Raw genomic sequence first — 15,060 nt, forward strand, 5'->3', positions numbered from 1 at the left:
GATACGACATAGGACTCGCATCACGGGCTGGCGCAACACCCGCCAGCCCGTGATGTGCTGCCGAAAGGACCTGCCGTGCTCGCGCAGCTTCCCCTCGTCTACCTGCTACTCATGGCAGCTTTCGCGACCTTCATATTCTGTCTGGCCATAGAAAAGTGGATGAAGGCGCGCAAACTGACAGTCGTGCTTCTCACCCTCTCCGTCGGATGCTGCCTAGGAATGATGGCAGTAGGAAGTATCCAGTATCAGCACTGGAATGCTCGACAGATGCTGGTTCTGTACTCCTTCGCTTGGACCGGACTCACCATAGGCCTTCTTCCGGCCGGAAAACTCTTCCGCAAGTACGGCGAAGAAATGCGCCGAGGTGTAAAGCGAGACAAATACGAGTACCCTGCATGGGCTGTCGCGACCCCGATCATTTCGGTCAGCCTCATGTGCATATTGGCATTCGTGCTCGCGACATGACCGCACGCCGTAAGTGCCGTGCAGCCAGGTGGATTTCAATCAGCGACGGGGTTCGGTGGTGGCCGGTGCGAATGTGGGGGAGCGTGATCGTTTGGTCGGCCGGATGCCGCCCCGGGCGGTGCCGGGGCGGCGGCCGGGTCAGGTAGTGGCGGCGAGGGCCGCGGTGGCGGCTTTCCCGATGGCGGTGGCGGCCTGGGCCGGGTCGGTGAGTCCCAGCAAAGTGGTACCGGGCAGGGGGCGGGGGTCGGGGTCGAACGCGAGCCACAGCACCGCGCACCCTGCTCGTCGAAGGGCGGTGATGCGCTCCGCGGCGCGGGCGGCTTCGTCGGGGCGGTAGCAGCCGTCGGAGGCGATGACCAGCAGGCGGCCCGCCCCCGGGCGGTCGAGGCCGAGCCCGGCGGAGAGGGCGTCGATGGCTTCGGCGTACGGATCCAGCACCGGGCACGACAACGGGGCCGGCCCCGAATGGAACCGGCCCCACCTGACCTGCACATTTGCCAGATCGCTACATCAATACTATGACCGGCGTCACACGTTGAACCGGAACTCCACCACATCCCCGTCCTGCATCACGTAGTCCTTGCCCTCCATGCGGGCCTTGCCGGCGGCGCGGGCTTCGGTTACGGAGCCGGTTTCGACGAGGTCGGTGAAGGAGATGACCTCGGCCTTGATGAAGCCCTTCTGGAAGTCGGTGTGGATGACACCGGCGGCCTCGGGGGCGGTGGCGCCCTGCTTGATGGTCCAGGCGCGGGTTTCCTTGGGGCCGGCGGTCAGGTAGGTCTGCAGGCCCAGGGTGCGGAAGCCGACGTGGGCGAGGGTGGCCAGGCCCGGCTCCTCCTGGCCGACGGACTGGAGGAGCTCCAGGGCCTCCTCGTCGTCCAGCTCGGCGAGGTCGGCCTCCAGCTTGGCGTTGAGGAAGATCGCCTCGGCGGGGGCGACCAGGGCCCGCTGCTCGTTCTTGAAGTCCTCGTCGGTCAGCTCCTCCTCGTCGACGTTGAAGACGTAGAGGAAGGGCTTGGTGGTGAGGAGGTGGAGGTCGTGGAGGAGCGCGGTGCGCTCCGTGCCCTGGGCGTAGCCGGCGGCGAAGAGGGTGCGGCCCTCCTCCAGGATGGCCTTGGCCTCCTCGACGGCCTTGACCTTGGGGGCGATGTCCTTCTTGATGCGCGACTCCTTCTGGAGGCGCGGGAGGACCTTCTCGATCGTCTGGAGGTCGGCCAGGATCAGCTCGGTGTTGATGGTCTCGATGTCGTCCTTGGGCGAGACCTTGCCGTCGACGTGGACGACGTTCTCGTCCTTGAAGGCGCGGATGACCTGGCAGATCGCGTCGGACTCGCGGATGTTGGCGAGGAACTTGTTGCCCAGGCCCTCGCCCTCGGAGGCGCCCCGGACGATGCCCGCGATGTCGACGAAGTCGACGGTGGCCGGCAGCACCCGCGCGGAGCCGAAGATCTCGGCGAGCTTGGCGAGGCGGGGGTCGGGGACGCCCACCACGCCGACGTTCGGCTCGATGGTGGCGAACGGGTAGTTGGCCGCCAGCACGTCGTTCTTGGTCAGGGCGTTGAACAGGGTCGACTTGCCGACATTGGGCAGACCGACGATTCCGATCGTGAGCGACACGGTGGCGACTTCCCGGAGCTGGAGGTGGTGGGCGGTGGAGGGCGGCCGCTGCCCGGGAGCGGACCGGGCGGGCCGGGCCTGGCCTGGGACGGCCGATCCACCAGTCTACTGGGCGGGCACCGGGGGGCGGCGGGACCGGGGACGGTCCCCGGGAGTGGGCACCCGGCACCCCGGGTAGCCGCTCCACGTGCGCCGGGCTGCCGAACGAAGACCCCAAGGTAGGTCAAAGTGCGTGTCCTGTGACCTGTTGATCCCACTTAGCGGCCTACCGTGGCCGGGTGGAGCACGACGTGGAGCAAGAGGTGGAGCAACACGAAGCGCGGCCCCCTTACGGCCGGCCGCGCGGCGGCAGCCCGGAGGCGGGGCAGGACGCCCGGCTCCCGCGCCCCGCGGAAGCCGTGGCCCCGGAGCCCGACGACGCCTTCCTGTCCGCGATGCGGGCGTCCGGCTACGCCTCCGTACCGGCCGGCACCGAGGTCACCGCGCGCGGCTACGCCCCGGCCCCGGCCGAATTCCGGGCCCCGGCCCGCGGTGCGGCCGTCCGGCCCGGCGACCGGATGCCGCGTCCGGCCACCGGTCCGCCGGCCGACGGCGAGGAGGTCGCGGCCGTCTACCGGGCGGGCCCCCGGCGCCCGCCGGCGCCCGCCCCGGTGGCCGGGCTGGTCCGCCGGCTGCCGGCCGCCAAGCTGACCGGTCTGGGCTGCGGTCTGCTGGCCACCTTCGCGCTGCTGGTCCTCGGCTTCCTGGACCGCTGGCTGCTGGGCGGCGCCCAGACCGTGTACGGGGCCGGTTTCCTGCTGGTCAGCGTGGCGGCCGGGGCGTGGGTGCGGCCCTACGACCTGATCGCCGCGCCGGTCGCGCTGCCGATCGCGTTCACCCTGGGCGCGCTCCCGGTGCAGCACGGCCCGGCGGGCTTCACCGGGCTGCTGGTCGGGGTCTTCACCGTCCTGGCGCTGAACGCCGGGTGGCTCTACGGGGGCACGCTGGCCTGTGCGCTGCTGGTGCTCGTCCGCAAGGTGCTGCTCATCGCCCGGCGTCGGGCCAGCCGACCGCTGAGTCGGCAGCGGAACGCGGGGCCCGGTCCGCGGGCGGCGGGCCCGCGGGCGGACGGGCCGGCGGCCCGGGCTCCGGGCCGGTCGCGGCCGGGGAACCGTCCGCGGCAGGTGGCGCGGCAGCCCGAGCGGCATGCGCGGCCATCGCAGCCCCCACGATCCCCGCGTCGTTCTGAAGCCGCGCCGGTACGATCTCGGCCCTGATCCCCTCGATCAGCGGGAGGAACTTCTCCGCCTTGCGGCTCACCCCGCCGCCGATCACGAACAGCGAGGGCGAGAAGAGCATCTCGACGTGGGCGAGGTACTTCTGGACCCGGCGCGCCCAGCGCTGCCAGCTCAGCTCCTCGTTCTCCTTGGCCTTGCCGGACGCGCGCTTCTCGGCGTCGTGGCCGTGGAGCTCCAGGTGGCCCAGCTCGGTGTTGGGCAGCAGCCGGCCGTCGGTGAAGACCGCGCTGCCGATGCCGGTGCCGAAGGTGAGCAGGATGACCGTGCCGGTGCGGCCGGCGCCGGCGCCGTAGCGCATCTCGGCCAGACCGGCCGCATCCGCGTCGTTGAGCAGCGCGACGGGGTGGCCGGCGGCGGCCTCGCCGAGCCGGTCGGCGAGCAGCGCGGCGGCGTCCAGGCCGATCCAGTCCTTGTCGACGTTGGCGGCGGTGCGGGCGGTGCCGGCGGTGATCACGCCGGGGAAGGTGATGCCGATCGGGCCGGTCCAGCCGAAGTGGTCGACGACCTCCCGGACGCCGTCGGCGACCGCCGCGGGGGTGGCCGGATGCGGGGTCAGGACCTTGTGGCGCTCCTCGGCCAGGATGCCGTGCTCCAGATCCACCGGTGCGCCCTTGATGCCCGTACCGCCGATGTCCACGCCGAAGACCCTCATGGGAAAAGGCTAGGACGCCGGTCCGCCCGCCGCCCCCGGTATGGCGAAGACAGGCGGGCGGGACGGCCCGATCAGCGCTCGGTGGCCGCCCGGGCCTCGGCACGCAGGTCGCGGCGGAGCTCCTTGGGCAGCGAGAAGGCGATGGACTCCTCGGCGGCGGTGACCGTTTCGACGTCCTCGTAGCCGCGGGCGGCCAGCCACTCCAGGACGCCGTCGACCAGGATCTCGGGAACGGAGGCGCCGGAGGTGACGCCGACCGTGGCCACGCCCGCCAGCCACGCCTCGTCGATCTCGTCGGCGTAGTCGACCAGGTAGGAGGCGGCGGCGCCGGCGCCGAGGGCGACCTCGACCAGCCGCTTGGAGTTCGAGGAGTTGCGGGAGCCGACGACGATGACGAGGTCGGCCTGGGCGCCCATCTGCTTGACGGCCTGCTGGCGGTTCTGGGTGGCGTAGCAGATGTCGTCGCTGGGGGGCGAGAGGAGGTTGGGGAAGCGGCCCTTGAGGGCGTCGACGGTCTCCATGGTCTCGTCCACGGAGAGCGTGGTCTGGGAGAGCCAGACGACCTTGTCGGGGTCGCGGACCTCGACGTTCGCGACGTCCTTGGGGCCGTCGACGAGCTGGATGTGCTCGGGGGCCTCGCCGCTGGTGCCGATGACCTCCTCGTGGCCCTCGTGGCCGATCAGGAGGATGTCGTAGTCCTCCTTGGCGAACCGGACGGCCTCCTTGTGGACCTTGGTGACCAGGGGGCAGGTCGCGTCGATGGTGGCGAGCCTGCCGCGCTGGGCCTCCTCGTGGACGACGGGGGCGACGCCGTGGGCGGAGAAGATGACGATGTTGCCCTCGGGCACCTCCTCCGTCTCCTCGACGAAGATCGCGCCCTTCTTCTCCAGGGTCTTCACTACGTACTTGTTGTGGACGATCTCATGGCGCACGTACACCGGGGCGCCGTACTGCTCAAGGGCCTTCTCGACGGCGATCACGGCACGGTCCACGCCCGCGCAGTAGCCGCGGGGGGCGGCGAGGAGGACCTTGCGGCGGGGCTGCGCAGCGGGAGTAGCAGACATGCGTCCCATCGTAAGGCCGTGCCCGGGCAGGGGTTGATCGCGGCGGTGGCCCAGACTGGTGGGGAGCACCGACGGCGGAAGCGGGGGGAGAAGGAGGCGGGATGCCGGGCACGGTCGGCGCGGCGGTCGGCGACGGGGTGGGCAGCGGCACCGGGGCGCTGCCGCGGACGCTGTCGTTCCGGGACCTGGTCGTCTACGGGCTGCTGTTCATCGCCCCGATGGCGCCGGTGGGGATCTTCGGCACCCTCCAGGCCGCCTCGCACGGCGCGGTCACCGTGGTCTACGTGGCCGCGACGGTGGCGATGGCGTTCACCGCGTACTCCTACGCCCAGATGGTGCGCGTGGCCCCGGGGGCGGGGTCGGTCTACACGTACGCACGGGCCGGCCTGGGCGAGGGTGCGGGGTTCGTCGCCGGGTGGATGGCGATGCTGGACTACCTGCTGATCCCGGCGGTGGCGTACCTCTTCTCCGGGATCGCGCTGCACGCGCTGGTGCCGCAGGTGCCCCAGGGGGTGTGGACGGCGGCCGCGGTGGTGGTCACCACGCTGCTGAACCTCCGGGGGGTGCGGACCGCGGCGGTGGTCGGGTTCGCGGTGCTGGCGCTGGAGATCGCGGTGCTGGTGGTCTTCGTGGCGGCGGCCGGCTGGGCGCTGGCGGTGCACGGGGCGCAGCGCGGCTGGGCGGCGCCGCTGACCGGGGAGGGCGGGTTCTCCGTCCCGGCGGTGCTGGGCGCGGTGTCGGTGGCGGTGCTGTCGTACCTGGGCTTCGACGCGATCGCGGCGTTCGCGGAGGAGGCCGGGGACGCACCGCGCGGGGGGCGTTCCGGGAAGGGCGGCGGGCGGCGGGCGGACAGCTCGCGGCGGGTGGCCAGGGCGGTGCTGACGTGCCTGGTGGTGGCCGGGGTGCTGTTCGCGGTGCAGACGTATCTGGCGGCGCTGCTGGCCCCGATGAGCGCCGCCGAGCTGGCCGCGAAGCCGGGCGAGCAGGGCGCCGCCTTCTACACGACGGTGGACGCGGCGGTGGGCGGCTGGCTGCACGACCTGGTGGCGGTGAGCAAGGCGGTCGGGGCGGCGTTCGCGGCGCTGGCCGGTCAGGCCGCGGCCGGGCGGCTGCTGTTCGCGATGGCCCGGGACCGGCGGCTGCCGGGGGCGCTGGCGACGGTGGACGCGGGCAGCGGGGTGCCGCGCCGGGCCCTGCTGGGGGCGGCGCTGGTGACGCTGGTGGCGGCGGTCTGGGCGGCCACCCGGGACGACGGCCTGGACCAGCTGTCGTCGGTCGTGAACGTCGGCGCGCTGACCGCGTTCGCGCTGCTGCACGCCTCGGTGATCGGCTGGTTCCGGTTCCGCGGACGGACGGCGGGGACCGGTCTGCTGCGGCACGGGGTGGTGCCGCTGGCGGGGCTCGCCGTGGTGGTCGCGGTGGTGGCCGAGGCGTCCCCGACGGCGCAGGCGGTGGGAGCCGGGTGGCTGGTGCTGGGGCTGTCGGTGCTGGCGGTGCAGGACGTCCGGCGGCGCCGGGCCGGGGCGGCCGGGGGCTGAGCGCGGCCGCCGGGCGCGAGCGGACCGCCACTGTCAGTGGCCGCCGCTAGGCTCGCTCGTATGGCTGTCTCTACGTCTCCGGAAGCGCCGATCCCGGTCGGCGAGGTGTCCCGGCTCATCGGCGGGTGGATCGACCGGCTCGGCGCGGTGTGGGTCGAGGGGCAGATCACGCAGCTCTCCCGGCGGCCGGGCGCGGGCGTGGTCTTCCTGACGCTGCGCGACCCCTCGTACGACATCTCGGTGAGCGTGACGTGCTACCGCCAGGTCTTCGACAAGGTCGCCGAGGTGGTGACCGAGGGCGCCCGGGTGGTGGTGCACGCCAAGCCGGAGTGGTACGCCCCGCGCGGCCAGCTGTCGCTGCGGGCCGCCGAGATCCGCCCGGTCGGGGTGGGCGAGCTGCTGGCCCGGCTGGAGCAGCTGAAGCGGTCGCTGACCGCGGAGGGGCTGTTCGCGGCCGAGCGCAAGCGGCCGCTGCCGTTCCTGCCGCAGCTGATCGGGCTGGTCTGCGGCCGGGCCAGCGCCGCCGAGCGCGATGTGCTGGAGAACGCCCGGCACCGCTGGCCCGCCGTCCGCTTCGAGGTGCGCAACGTCCCGGTGCAGGGCGTGCACGCCGTCCCTCAGGTCATCGCGGCGGTGCAGGAGCTGGACGCGCTGCCCGAGGTGGACGTGATCATCGTGGCGCGCGGCGGCGGCAGCGTGGAGGATCTGCTGCCGTTCTCCGACGAGCAGCTGGTCCGGGCGGTGGCGGAGGCGCGCACCCCGGTGGTCTCGGCGATCGGCCACGAGCCGGACAGCCCGCTGCTGGACCTCGTCGCCGATCTGCGGGCCTCGACGCCCACCGACGCGGCGAAGAAGGTGGTGCCCGACGTCGGTGAGGAGCTGGCCCGGGTCCATCAGCTGCGGGAGCGGGCCCGGCGGGCGCTCGGCGGCTTCCTGGACCGCGAGGAGCGGGGCCTGACGGCCGCACTGCACCGCCCGTCGATGCAGCGTCCGCAGCGGATGGTGGAGGAGCGCGAGGAGCAGGTCACCGCCCTGCTCCAGCGCGGGCGGCGCACCCTGGGCCATCTGCTGGACCGCGCGGACTCCGAGCTGGCGCACACCCTGGCACGGGTGGTGGCGCTCTCCCCCAAGGCCACGCTCCAGCGCGGCTATGCGGTCCTCCAGAAGCCGGACGGCACCGCGGTGCGGGACCCGTCGGAGGTGGCGGTGGACGAGGAACTCCGGGCCAGGGTCGCCGAGGGCGATTTCCGGGTGCGGGTGGCCGCGGTGCCGGATCCCGGCGCCGGACGGTCCATGACGAGCGGGGCGGACTCCTAGGGTGGGAGACATGGCGAAGACGGAAGACGTGGTGGACGTGGCGGCGGACGGGGCCCCGGCGGAGTCCGCCCTCGGGTACGAGCAGGCGCGGGACGAGCTGATCGAGGTCGTCCGCCGCCTGGAGGCGGGCGGTACGACGCTGGAGGAGTCGCTGGCCCTGTGGGAGCGCGGCGAGGAGCTGGCGAAGGTGTGCCGCCGCTGGCTGGACGGCGCCCGGGCGCGGCTGGACGCGGCGCTGGCCGAGGTCTCCGAGGAGGGCGCGGAGGCCGACCGGGCCTGATCCGGCGCGGCCGGCGGCCCGGTGCGGCCCCACCACCCGTGCCCGCAGCGGCCTTTCGGATGCCGGGAGGCCGCTGCGTCGTCGTACCGCTGCGTCGCTGCGTCGTCGTACCGCTGCGTCGCTGCGTCGTCGTATCGCTGTGAACCCCCTCACAGATTCCACCCGTTAGTTGAACTTTAATCTATCTGGGTTAGAGTGGTTCGCGTAGACAGCCCCGACAGTGCCGTCTTCCGCAGAACCGCACGAACCCACCCGAGCCCCGAGGTGCCCCTGATGTCTCTCGCCCTTGACGCCGCCGCACAGGACCTCCTGTTCCGCGAGGCCCAGACCGCCAACTCCTTCACGGACGAGCCGGTGACGGACAAGCAGGTCCAGGCCATCTACGACCTGGTGAAGTACGCCCCGACCGCGTTCAACCAGTCGCCGCTGCGGATCACCCTGGTCCGTTCCGAGGACGCCCGGAAGCGCCTGGTCGCGCACGCCATGGGCGCCAACGGCCCGAAGACCCTGGCCGCGCCGCTGACCGTGATCCTCTCGGTGGACCTGGACTTCCACGAGAAGCTGCCGCAGCTCTTCCCGCACGCGCCGGGCATCAAGGACGCCTACTTCTCCGAGGCCGCGGTCCGCGAGGTCGCCGGCACCCAGAACGCCACCCTCCAGGCCGGTTACTTCATCCTCGGCATCCGCGCCGCCGGTCTGGCCGCCGGCCCGATGACCGGCTTCGACTTCGGCGCCGTGGACAAGGAGTTCTTCGGCGACGGCAAGCAGAAGTCCTTCCTGGTGATCAACCTCGGCAAGCCGGGCCCGGACGCCTTCTTCCCGCGCGCCCCGCGGCTCTCCTTCGACGAGGCCGCGACCACCGTCTGAGCCGCCGTCCGGCCCCGGGCCGGGACCGCAGGTACACAGAGGCCGCCGCACCCACCCGGGTGCGGCGGCCTCTGCCGTGTCCGCGGCGGCCTGCGTGCGCGACCGGCCGGAAGCGGAGCGGCCCGGCCGGAAAGCGGAGCGGTACAGGCCGGAAGCGGAGCGGGCCGGCCCGCCGGCGGCCCGGCCCGCTCTCCCCGCGCTCAGCCCTTCTTGGCGACCAGCGCGGCGGCCAGCTCGGCCAGCCGCCCGTACGGCGCGGTGCCGGTGACGACCGTGGTCACCCCGGGCTCCTGGTGGACCAGCGCCCGGTAGGTGTCGCCCTTGTAGCGGTCCCACTTCTTGCCGTCGACGGCCTGCTGCCCCTCGGCCTTGGACGCGCCCAGCGTGACGTCCCGGATGAACTGCTGCGCCGGCGCGTCGCTCTGCTCGACGGCCGCGTACTCCTGCTCCGGGTCGAGCATGCCCAGGTGCCAGGCACCGCCCTTGCCGTCGCTGCTCGCCTTGTACGACACCGAGGTGGCCCGCCAGGTCTTGGGCAGCCCCTCGGGCGCGGCGACCGGGTACGGGGCGGCGCGCCGGGCGGTGAGGATCTCGACCCGGGTGTCGACGGTCTTGACGGCGTTCTTCTCCGCGCTCGCACTGTCGTCGTGCGGGATGAAGAAGTAGATCGCCCCGACCAGGACCCCGATCACCGCCAGTGACAGGACCATGTCCGTCACTCTTTGCCTGCCTCGCATACCAGCCACGTCCCTATCGTCCCCCATGCCCGTTCCGGCCCCGCGACGCCCCCCTGGGGACGGCACCCACCTGGGCAAACACCCCACCGTCCGGCGCCGCTCGGCCGCCGGCGATACCCAGCCGGTGGCTTGCTCATGCGAAGGCCCCCCTGCTCATTTTCACGACCTACCGATAAAGTCATGAGCACCCTCATCAATCCGGCCGTCGCCGTACAGAAAGGTGCGCTCGATGACCGAGCATCATCTGCCGTCCCAACTCGAGGTCAGCCCGGAGGCTCCGGACCGCAACCTCGCCCTGGAACTGGTCCGGGTGACCGAGGCCGGCGCCATGGCATCGGGCCGCTGGGTCGGCCGCGGTGACAAGAACGGCGCGGACGGCGCGGCGGTGAGGGCCATGCGCGCCCTGATCCACACCGTCTCGATGAACGGCGTGGTGGTCATCGGGGAGGGCGAGAAGGACAACGCCCCGATGCTCTACAACGGCGAGCGGGTCGGCGACGGCACCGGCCCGGAGTGCGACGTGGCGGTGGACCCGGTCGACGGCACCACGCTGACCGCCAAGGGCATGGCCAACGCGGTCTCCGTGATGGCGGTCGCCGAGCGCGGCTCGATGTTCGACCCGTCGGCGGTCTTCTACATGGACAAGCTCGCCACCGGCCCGGAGGCCGCGGACTTCGTCGACATCACCGCCCCGGTCGCGGTGAACATCAAGCGGATCGCCAAGGCCAAGAAGTCCGCGGTCGAGGACGTCACCGTCGTCATCCTGGACCGGCCGCGCCACGAGGGCCTGGTCAAGGAGGTCCGGGAGGCCGGCGCGCGGATCAAGTTCATCTCCGACGGCGACGTGGCCGGCGCGATCATGGCGGCCCGCGAGGGCACCGGCGTGGACCTGCTGCTGGGCATCGGCGGCACGCCGGAGGGCATCATCGCGGCCTGCGCACTGAAGTGCCTGGGCGGCACCTTCCAGGGCAAGCTGTGGCCCAAGGACGACGAGGAGCGGCAGCGCGCCCTCGACGCCGGGCACGACCTCGACCAGGTGCTCCAGATCGAGGACCTGGTCCGCGGCGACAACGTCTTCTTCGTGGCGACCGGCATCACCGACGGCGAGCTGCTGCGCGGCGTCCGCTACCGCGCGGAGACCGCCTACACCCAGTCCCTGGTGATGCGGTCCAAGTCCGGCACGATCCGCCAGATCGAGTCCCAGCACCGGCTGTCGAAGCTGCGCGCCTACAGCTCGATCGACTTCGAGCGCCCGAGCTGACCGGCGCCCGCGCCGTCCCGCTACGCACCCCCGCCCCCGCCGGAAGTCGCTTCCGGCGGGGGCGGGTGCGTACGGGCGCGGGCGCGGCGGGCGCCGTACCGGCCCGCGGCGGGTCAGCCGGCCGCGGGCATCGGGGCGGCGGCCCGCAGTTCGCTCTCCCGGCGCCGCCGGCGGGTGAGCACGACCCGGCGCTCGGCGGCGGTCAGCCCGCCCCAGACGCCGTAGGGCTCGGGCTGGAGCAGGGCGTGCTCCCGGCACTCGACCATCACCGGACAGCGGGCGCAGACCCGCTTCGCGGCTTCTTCGCGGGCCAGGCGGGCGGCGGTGGGCTCCTTGGACGGGGCGAAGAACAGCCCGGCCTCGTCCCGGCGGCACACCGCCTCCGCATGCCAGGGACCGGCCTCCTCGCGAGCCTGCCCTCGCTGGGACGGAACGACAGCGGCATCCTGCAGGGGCTGATGCGGTAGCAGCACGGTCTACTCCTGACGACGGCTTCGGCGCGAGAGATCACCCTTGCCCGTCTCGCTGCGCACGGCTTTCTTCGCACCCCGCAGCCGTACGAGAGACGATGCACCAGCCCTACCCGCTGTACGCGGGCTTATGCACACCGTGGCGATCGAGGACAAGACCGCCGCCCCGGAACCGCGCCGGCACCCCTAACCGAAGCGGCGGCGCTCCCGGCGCTCCTCGCGGCGCTCGCGGCGGTCGGCCCTCAACTGGTCCATCCGCTCCCGGCGTTCGGCCCGCAGCTCGTCCCGCAGCGCGTGGTGCGCGGCCCACGCCTCGCCCCGGCGCTCGTGCCGCTCGGCCCACGCCTCGGCCATCGCCTCGTGCCGCTCGGCCCGGAGCCCCTCCAGCCGCTCCCGCCGCTCGCCGCGCAGCCGGTCGCGCAGGTCGCGGATCCAGGCGCCGCGCCGGGGCTTGGCCTCCACGCTGCCCAGCAGCGCGAAACCGTTGACCACGACCTCGGGGGCGTCGCGGTCCTCGGCGTCGTGGGTCTCCACCTCGAAGCTGCCCAGGATGCCGGAGCCGCTGCTGCGCAGCGTGATGTTCTCCGGCACCCGGACCTCGACGCTGCCGAAGACCGAGGTGACGTTGATCTGCACGCGCTGCTGCGGGAAGACCGCCTCGGTCAGGTCGATCTCGACGCTGCCGAAGAGCGCCACCGCGTTGATCCGGGCCGGGACGCGCCAGCGGCCCTTGCGGGTGGCGGCGCTGAAGATCGCGACGAGGTTCTGGTCGGCGGCGGGGGCGGCCGGGCCGTAGCCGTGGTCCGCCTCCGCCGGCCGCGGGCCGCCCGCCGCGGGCAGGTCCCGTACGATGGGCGCCAGCTCGCCCATGGTCTTGGCGCGGTAGACCGCGTCGATCCGCTCGGCGTGCTCCTCGGCGTCCAGCCGGCCCTCGGCGAGGGCCTCGCGCAGGATCTCGGCGATCCGGTCGCGGTCCGCGTCCGAGGCCCGCATATCGGCCTCGGCCACCGGCCGGACCCGGGGATCCGCCGCCCCCTTGGTCAGATTCACCGCCTGCGGCTGCTGCTGGTCCAGCTGCTCCGCAAGCGTCCCGGGCGGGGTCTTAGGGCCCGGTCGTCCCCCGTTTCCTGAAGCGTCCACGGCCCCAGCGTACCGAAACGCGATAGATCGCGACTAGAGGACGGCGGCGCGTCGCGCACGGACTGAGCCCTACCTCACAGCGGTGGCCCGAGGGCGGGGTTCTACGCTGGTCGGGCGCTGCCGTAGAAGCCAGCCACCACCCCTCCGAGTAAGGACACATCCCCCATGGCCGCCACTCCCCGCCCGGCCCACCCGGCATTCGCCTATACCGACCTGCTCCCCACCGGCGAGGACAACACCCCCTACCGCCTGGTGACTTCGGAGGGCGTCAGCACCTTCGAAGCCGACGGCCGGACGTTCCTCAAGGTCGAGCCGGAGGCGCTGCGCAAGCTCGCCGCCGAGGCGATGCACGACATTGCGCACTACCTGCGCCCGGCCCACCTCGCCCAGCTCCGCAAGATCCTGGACGACCCCGAGGCCAGCGCCAACGACCGCTTCGTCGCCCTGGACCTGCTCAAGAACGCCAACATCGCCGCCGCCGGCGTCCTGCCGATGTGCCAGGACACCGGCACCGCGATCGTGATGGGCAAGCGCGGCCAGAACGTGCTCACCGCGGGCGGTGACGAGGAGGCCCTCTCCCGCGGCATCTACGACGCGTACACCCAGCTCAACCTGCGCTACTCGCAGATGGCGCCGCTGACCATGTGGGAGGAGAAGAACACCGGCTCCAACCTCCCGGCGCAGATCGAGCTGTACGCCACCGACGGCGGCGCCTACAAGTTCCTCTTCATGGCCAAGGGCGGCGGCTCGGCCAACAAGTCGTTCCTCTTCCAGGAGACCAAGGCCGTCCTCAACGAGGCGTCCATGATGAAATTCCTGGAGCAGAAGATCCGCTCGCTCGGTACGGCCGCCTGCCCGCCGTACCACCTCGCCATCGTCGTCGGCGGCACCTCGGCCGAGTACGCGCTGAAGACCGCCAAGTACGCCTCCGCGCACTACCTGGACGAGCTGCCCACCGAGGGCTCGCCGACCGGCCACGGCTTCCGCGACAAGGAGCTGGAGGAGAAGGTCTTCGAGCTGACCCAGAAGATCGGGATCGGCGCGCAGTTCGGCGGCAAGTACTTCTGCCACGACGTCCGCGTCGTCCGCCTGCCCCGGCACGGTGCCTCCTGCCCGGTCGCCATCGCGGTCTCCTGCTCCGCCGACCGCCAGGCCGTCGCCAAGATCACCGCCGAGGGCGTCTTCCTGGAGCAGCTGGAGACCGACCCGGCCCGCTTCCTCCCGGAGACCACCGACGAGGACCTGACCAAGGGCGCGGGGCCGGACCTCGACGCGGTCGCCATCGACCTCGACCGCCCCATGGACGAGGTGCTCGCCGAGCTGACCAAGCACCCGGTCAAGACCCGCCTCTCGCTCACCGGCACCCTGGTCGTGGCCCGCGACATCGCGCACGCCAAGATCAAGGAGCGGCTGGACGCGGGCGAGGAGATGCCGCAGTACCTCAAGGACCACCCGGTCTACTACGCCGGCCCGGCCAAGACCCCCGAGGGCTACGCCTCCGGCTCCTTCGGCCCCACCACCGCGGGCCGGATGGACGCCTACGTCGAGCAGTTCCAGGCCGCCGGCGGCTCCAAGGTCATGCTCGCCAAGGGCAACCGCTCCCAACAGGTCACCGACGCCTGTGCCGCGCACGGCGGCTTCTACCTGGGCTCCATCGGCGGCCCGGCCGCCCGCCTCGCCCAGGACTGCATCAAGAAGGTCGAGGTCCTCGAATACGAGGAGCTCGGCATGGAGGCCGTCTGGAAGATCGAGGTCGAGGACTTCCCCGCCTTCATCGTCGTCGACGACAAGGGCAACGACTTCTTCCAGGACCCGGCCCCGACCACCCCCACCTTCACCAGCATCCCGGTCCGCCGGGGGGCGTGACGTCCCGGACACCACGGTGCACGGCCGTCGCCCGCGGATGCGCGGGGGGCGGCCGTTTGCCGTGCGGTCCGCGTACCGGCCGTCCTGCCGCCGGGGAGCGTCAGCGGCTGCGGTGGCGGGGGCAGGTGCACGGGGGCCAGGCCGGGGAGACGTCGTAGACGTCGAAGCGGTCGCCGGCGACGACGTGGATCTGGGCGCGTTCCTGGGCGACGACGCCGTCGTGGGTCGCGGTGTAGACGCGCAGGGTCATCAGCGACTGGCGGGATCGCGGACCCGGAGGTGTCTGGCCGGCGCTCGTGGCCATGGGCGGCGCTCCTGTTCGGTGGGGGTGTGGGCGGCTGTCCCGTCAGGGGGGCAGGCGGCTGGCGGAGTTCCTCGTGGGATCGCATGGACTTGCGGCGGATCACTACGGTGCGTGTTCCCATCGTCACGGTGCGGCGTAACCTCGGAGAAGGGTGAGAGCTGATTCCGGCGAGGGCGGGGAGGAGGAGGGGGCGGGGAAGTGGGGG

General features: G+C 72.5%; 14 protein-coding genes and 2 pseudogenes. 8 read left to right on the top strand and 8 right to left on the bottom strand.

From position 1 onward, the window contains the following. The first annotated feature begins 75 nt into the window (after positions 1–75). Positions 76–465, top strand: coding sequence for a hypothetical protein (locus MUU72_RS32160; RefSeq protein ID WP_248016982.1), 390 nt, complete (start codon positions 76–78; stop codon positions 463–465). A 138-nt stretch (positions 466–603) separates the two neighbouring features. Here MUU72_RS32160 and MUU72_RS32165 read toward each other — a convergent pair whose 3' ends face one another. Continuing rightward, the gene (locus MUU72_RS32165) at positions 604–903 is read right to left on the bottom strand and encodes a hypothetical protein (protein WP_248016983.1); all 300 of its coding nucleotides are present in this window, start codon (positions 901–903) and stop codon (positions 604–606) included. A gap of 90 nt (positions 904–993) precedes the next feature. Continuing rightward, complete coding sequence (ychF, locus tag MUU72_RS32170; RefSeq protein WP_248016984.1) at positions 994–2,082, bottom strand: redox-regulated ATPase YchF; 1,089 nt, start codon at positions 2,080–2,082, stop codon at positions 994–996. A gap of 557 nt (positions 2,083–2,639) precedes the next feature. Between ychF and MUU72_RS35760 the strand changes: the two are divergent. Continuing rightward, a pseudogene (locus tag MUU72_RS35760) lies at positions 2,640–3,047 on the top strand (DUF6542 domain-containing protein); the annotation flags it as partial. 58 nt (positions 3,048–3,105) lie between these two features. Here the strand turns inward: MUU72_RS35760 and ppgK are convergent. Both ppgK and MUU72_RS32180 read right to left on the bottom strand, forming a co-directional pair. After that, entirely contained in the window at positions 3,106–4,011 is a 906-nt protein-coding gene (gene ppgK / locus MUU72_RS32175; RefSeq protein ID WP_248016985.1) for a polyphosphate--glucose phosphotransferase, read from the bottom strand. A 71-nt stretch (positions 4,012–4,082) separates the two neighbouring features. Further along, positions 4,083–5,084: a 4-hydroxy-3-methylbut-2-enyl diphosphate reductase gene (locus MUU72_RS32180; protein WP_248016986.1), complete on the bottom strand. Its 1,002-nt coding sequence runs from the start codon at positions 5,082–5,084 to the stop codon at positions 4,083–4,085. Between the two features lie 92 nt (positions 5,085–5,176). Between MUU72_RS32180 and MUU72_RS32185 the strand changes: the two genes are divergently transcribed. The 4 genes from MUU72_RS32185 to MUU72_RS32200 all read left to right on the top strand — a co-directional run bounded on the left by MUU72_RS32185 (position 5,177) and on the right by MUU72_RS32200 (position 9,077). Beyond that, positions 5,177–6,613, top strand: a complete 1,437-nt coding sequence (locus MUU72_RS32185; protein WP_248016987.1) for an APC family permease — start codon at positions 5,177–5,179, stop codon at positions 6,611–6,613. 60 nt (positions 6,614–6,673) lie between these two features. Further along, positions 6,674–7,930, top strand: a complete 1,257-nt coding sequence (gene xseA, locus MUU72_RS32190) for an exodeoxyribonuclease VII large subunit (protein ID WP_248016988.1) — start codon at positions 6,674–6,676, stop codon at positions 7,928–7,930. A gap of 10 nt (positions 7,931–7,940) precedes the next feature. After that, a complete protein-coding gene (locus MUU72_RS32195; protein ID WP_248016989.1) occupies positions 7,941–8,210 on the top strand; it encodes an exodeoxyribonuclease VII small subunit in 270 nt (89 codons plus the stop codon). Between the two features lie 273 nt (positions 8,211–8,483). Beyond that, entirely contained in the window at positions 8,484–9,077 is a 594-nt protein-coding gene (locus MUU72_RS32200; RefSeq protein WP_248016990.1) for a malonic semialdehyde reductase, read from the top strand. Positions 9,078–9,277: 200 nt separating this feature from the next. Here the strand turns inward: MUU72_RS32200 and MUU72_RS32205 are convergent, their stop codons facing one another. Next, a complete protein-coding gene (locus MUU72_RS32205) occupies positions 9,278–9,814 on the bottom strand; it encodes a DUF4245 domain-containing protein (protein ID WP_282505163.1) in 537 nt (178 codons plus the stop codon). Positions 9,815–10,043: 229 nt separating this feature from the next. On the opposite strand from MUU72_RS32205, the gene glpX reads away from it, so the two are divergent. Further along, positions 10,044–11,075, top strand: coding sequence for a class II fructose-bisphosphatase (glpX, locus tag MUU72_RS32210; RefSeq protein WP_248016992.1), 1,032 nt, complete (start codon positions 10,044–10,046; stop codon positions 11,073–11,075). Positions 11,076–11,188: 113 nt separating this feature from the next. On the opposite strand, the gene MUU72_RS32215 is transcribed toward glpX, so the two are convergent. Continuing rightward, positions 11,189–11,548, bottom strand: a complete 360-nt coding sequence (locus tag MUU72_RS32215) for a WhiB family transcriptional regulator (protein WP_248016993.1) — start codon at positions 11,546–11,548, stop codon at positions 11,189–11,191. A gap of 402 nt (positions 11,549–11,950) precedes the next feature. Then, positions 11,951–12,538: pseudogene (locus MUU72_RS32220) on the bottom strand (DUF1707 SHOCT-like domain-containing protein); the annotation flags it as partial. Between the two features lie 312 nt (positions 12,539–12,850). Here MUU72_RS32220 and MUU72_RS32225 point away from each other — a divergent pair. Continuing rightward, entirely contained in the window at positions 12,851–14,551 is a 1,701-nt protein-coding gene (locus tag MUU72_RS32225) for a fumarate hydratase (protein WP_248016994.1), read from the top strand. Between the two features lie 100 nt (positions 14,552–14,651). Here MUU72_RS32225 and MUU72_RS32230 read toward each other — a convergent pair whose 3' ends face one another. Next, positions 14,652–14,855 (bottom strand): hypothetical protein, encoded by a 204-nt coding sequence (locus tag MUU72_RS32230; RefSeq protein WP_248016995.1) that lies wholly within the window; start codon positions 14,853–14,855, stop codon positions 14,652–14,654. Positions 14,856–15,060: the final 205 nt, after the last annotated feature.

Source organism: Streptomyces rhizoryzae, assembly GCF_023155275.1.
In the GTDB taxonomy this organism is placed as follows: domain Bacteria; phylum Actinomycetota; class Actinomycetes; order Streptomycetales; family Streptomycetaceae; genus Streptomyces; species Streptomyces rhizoryzae.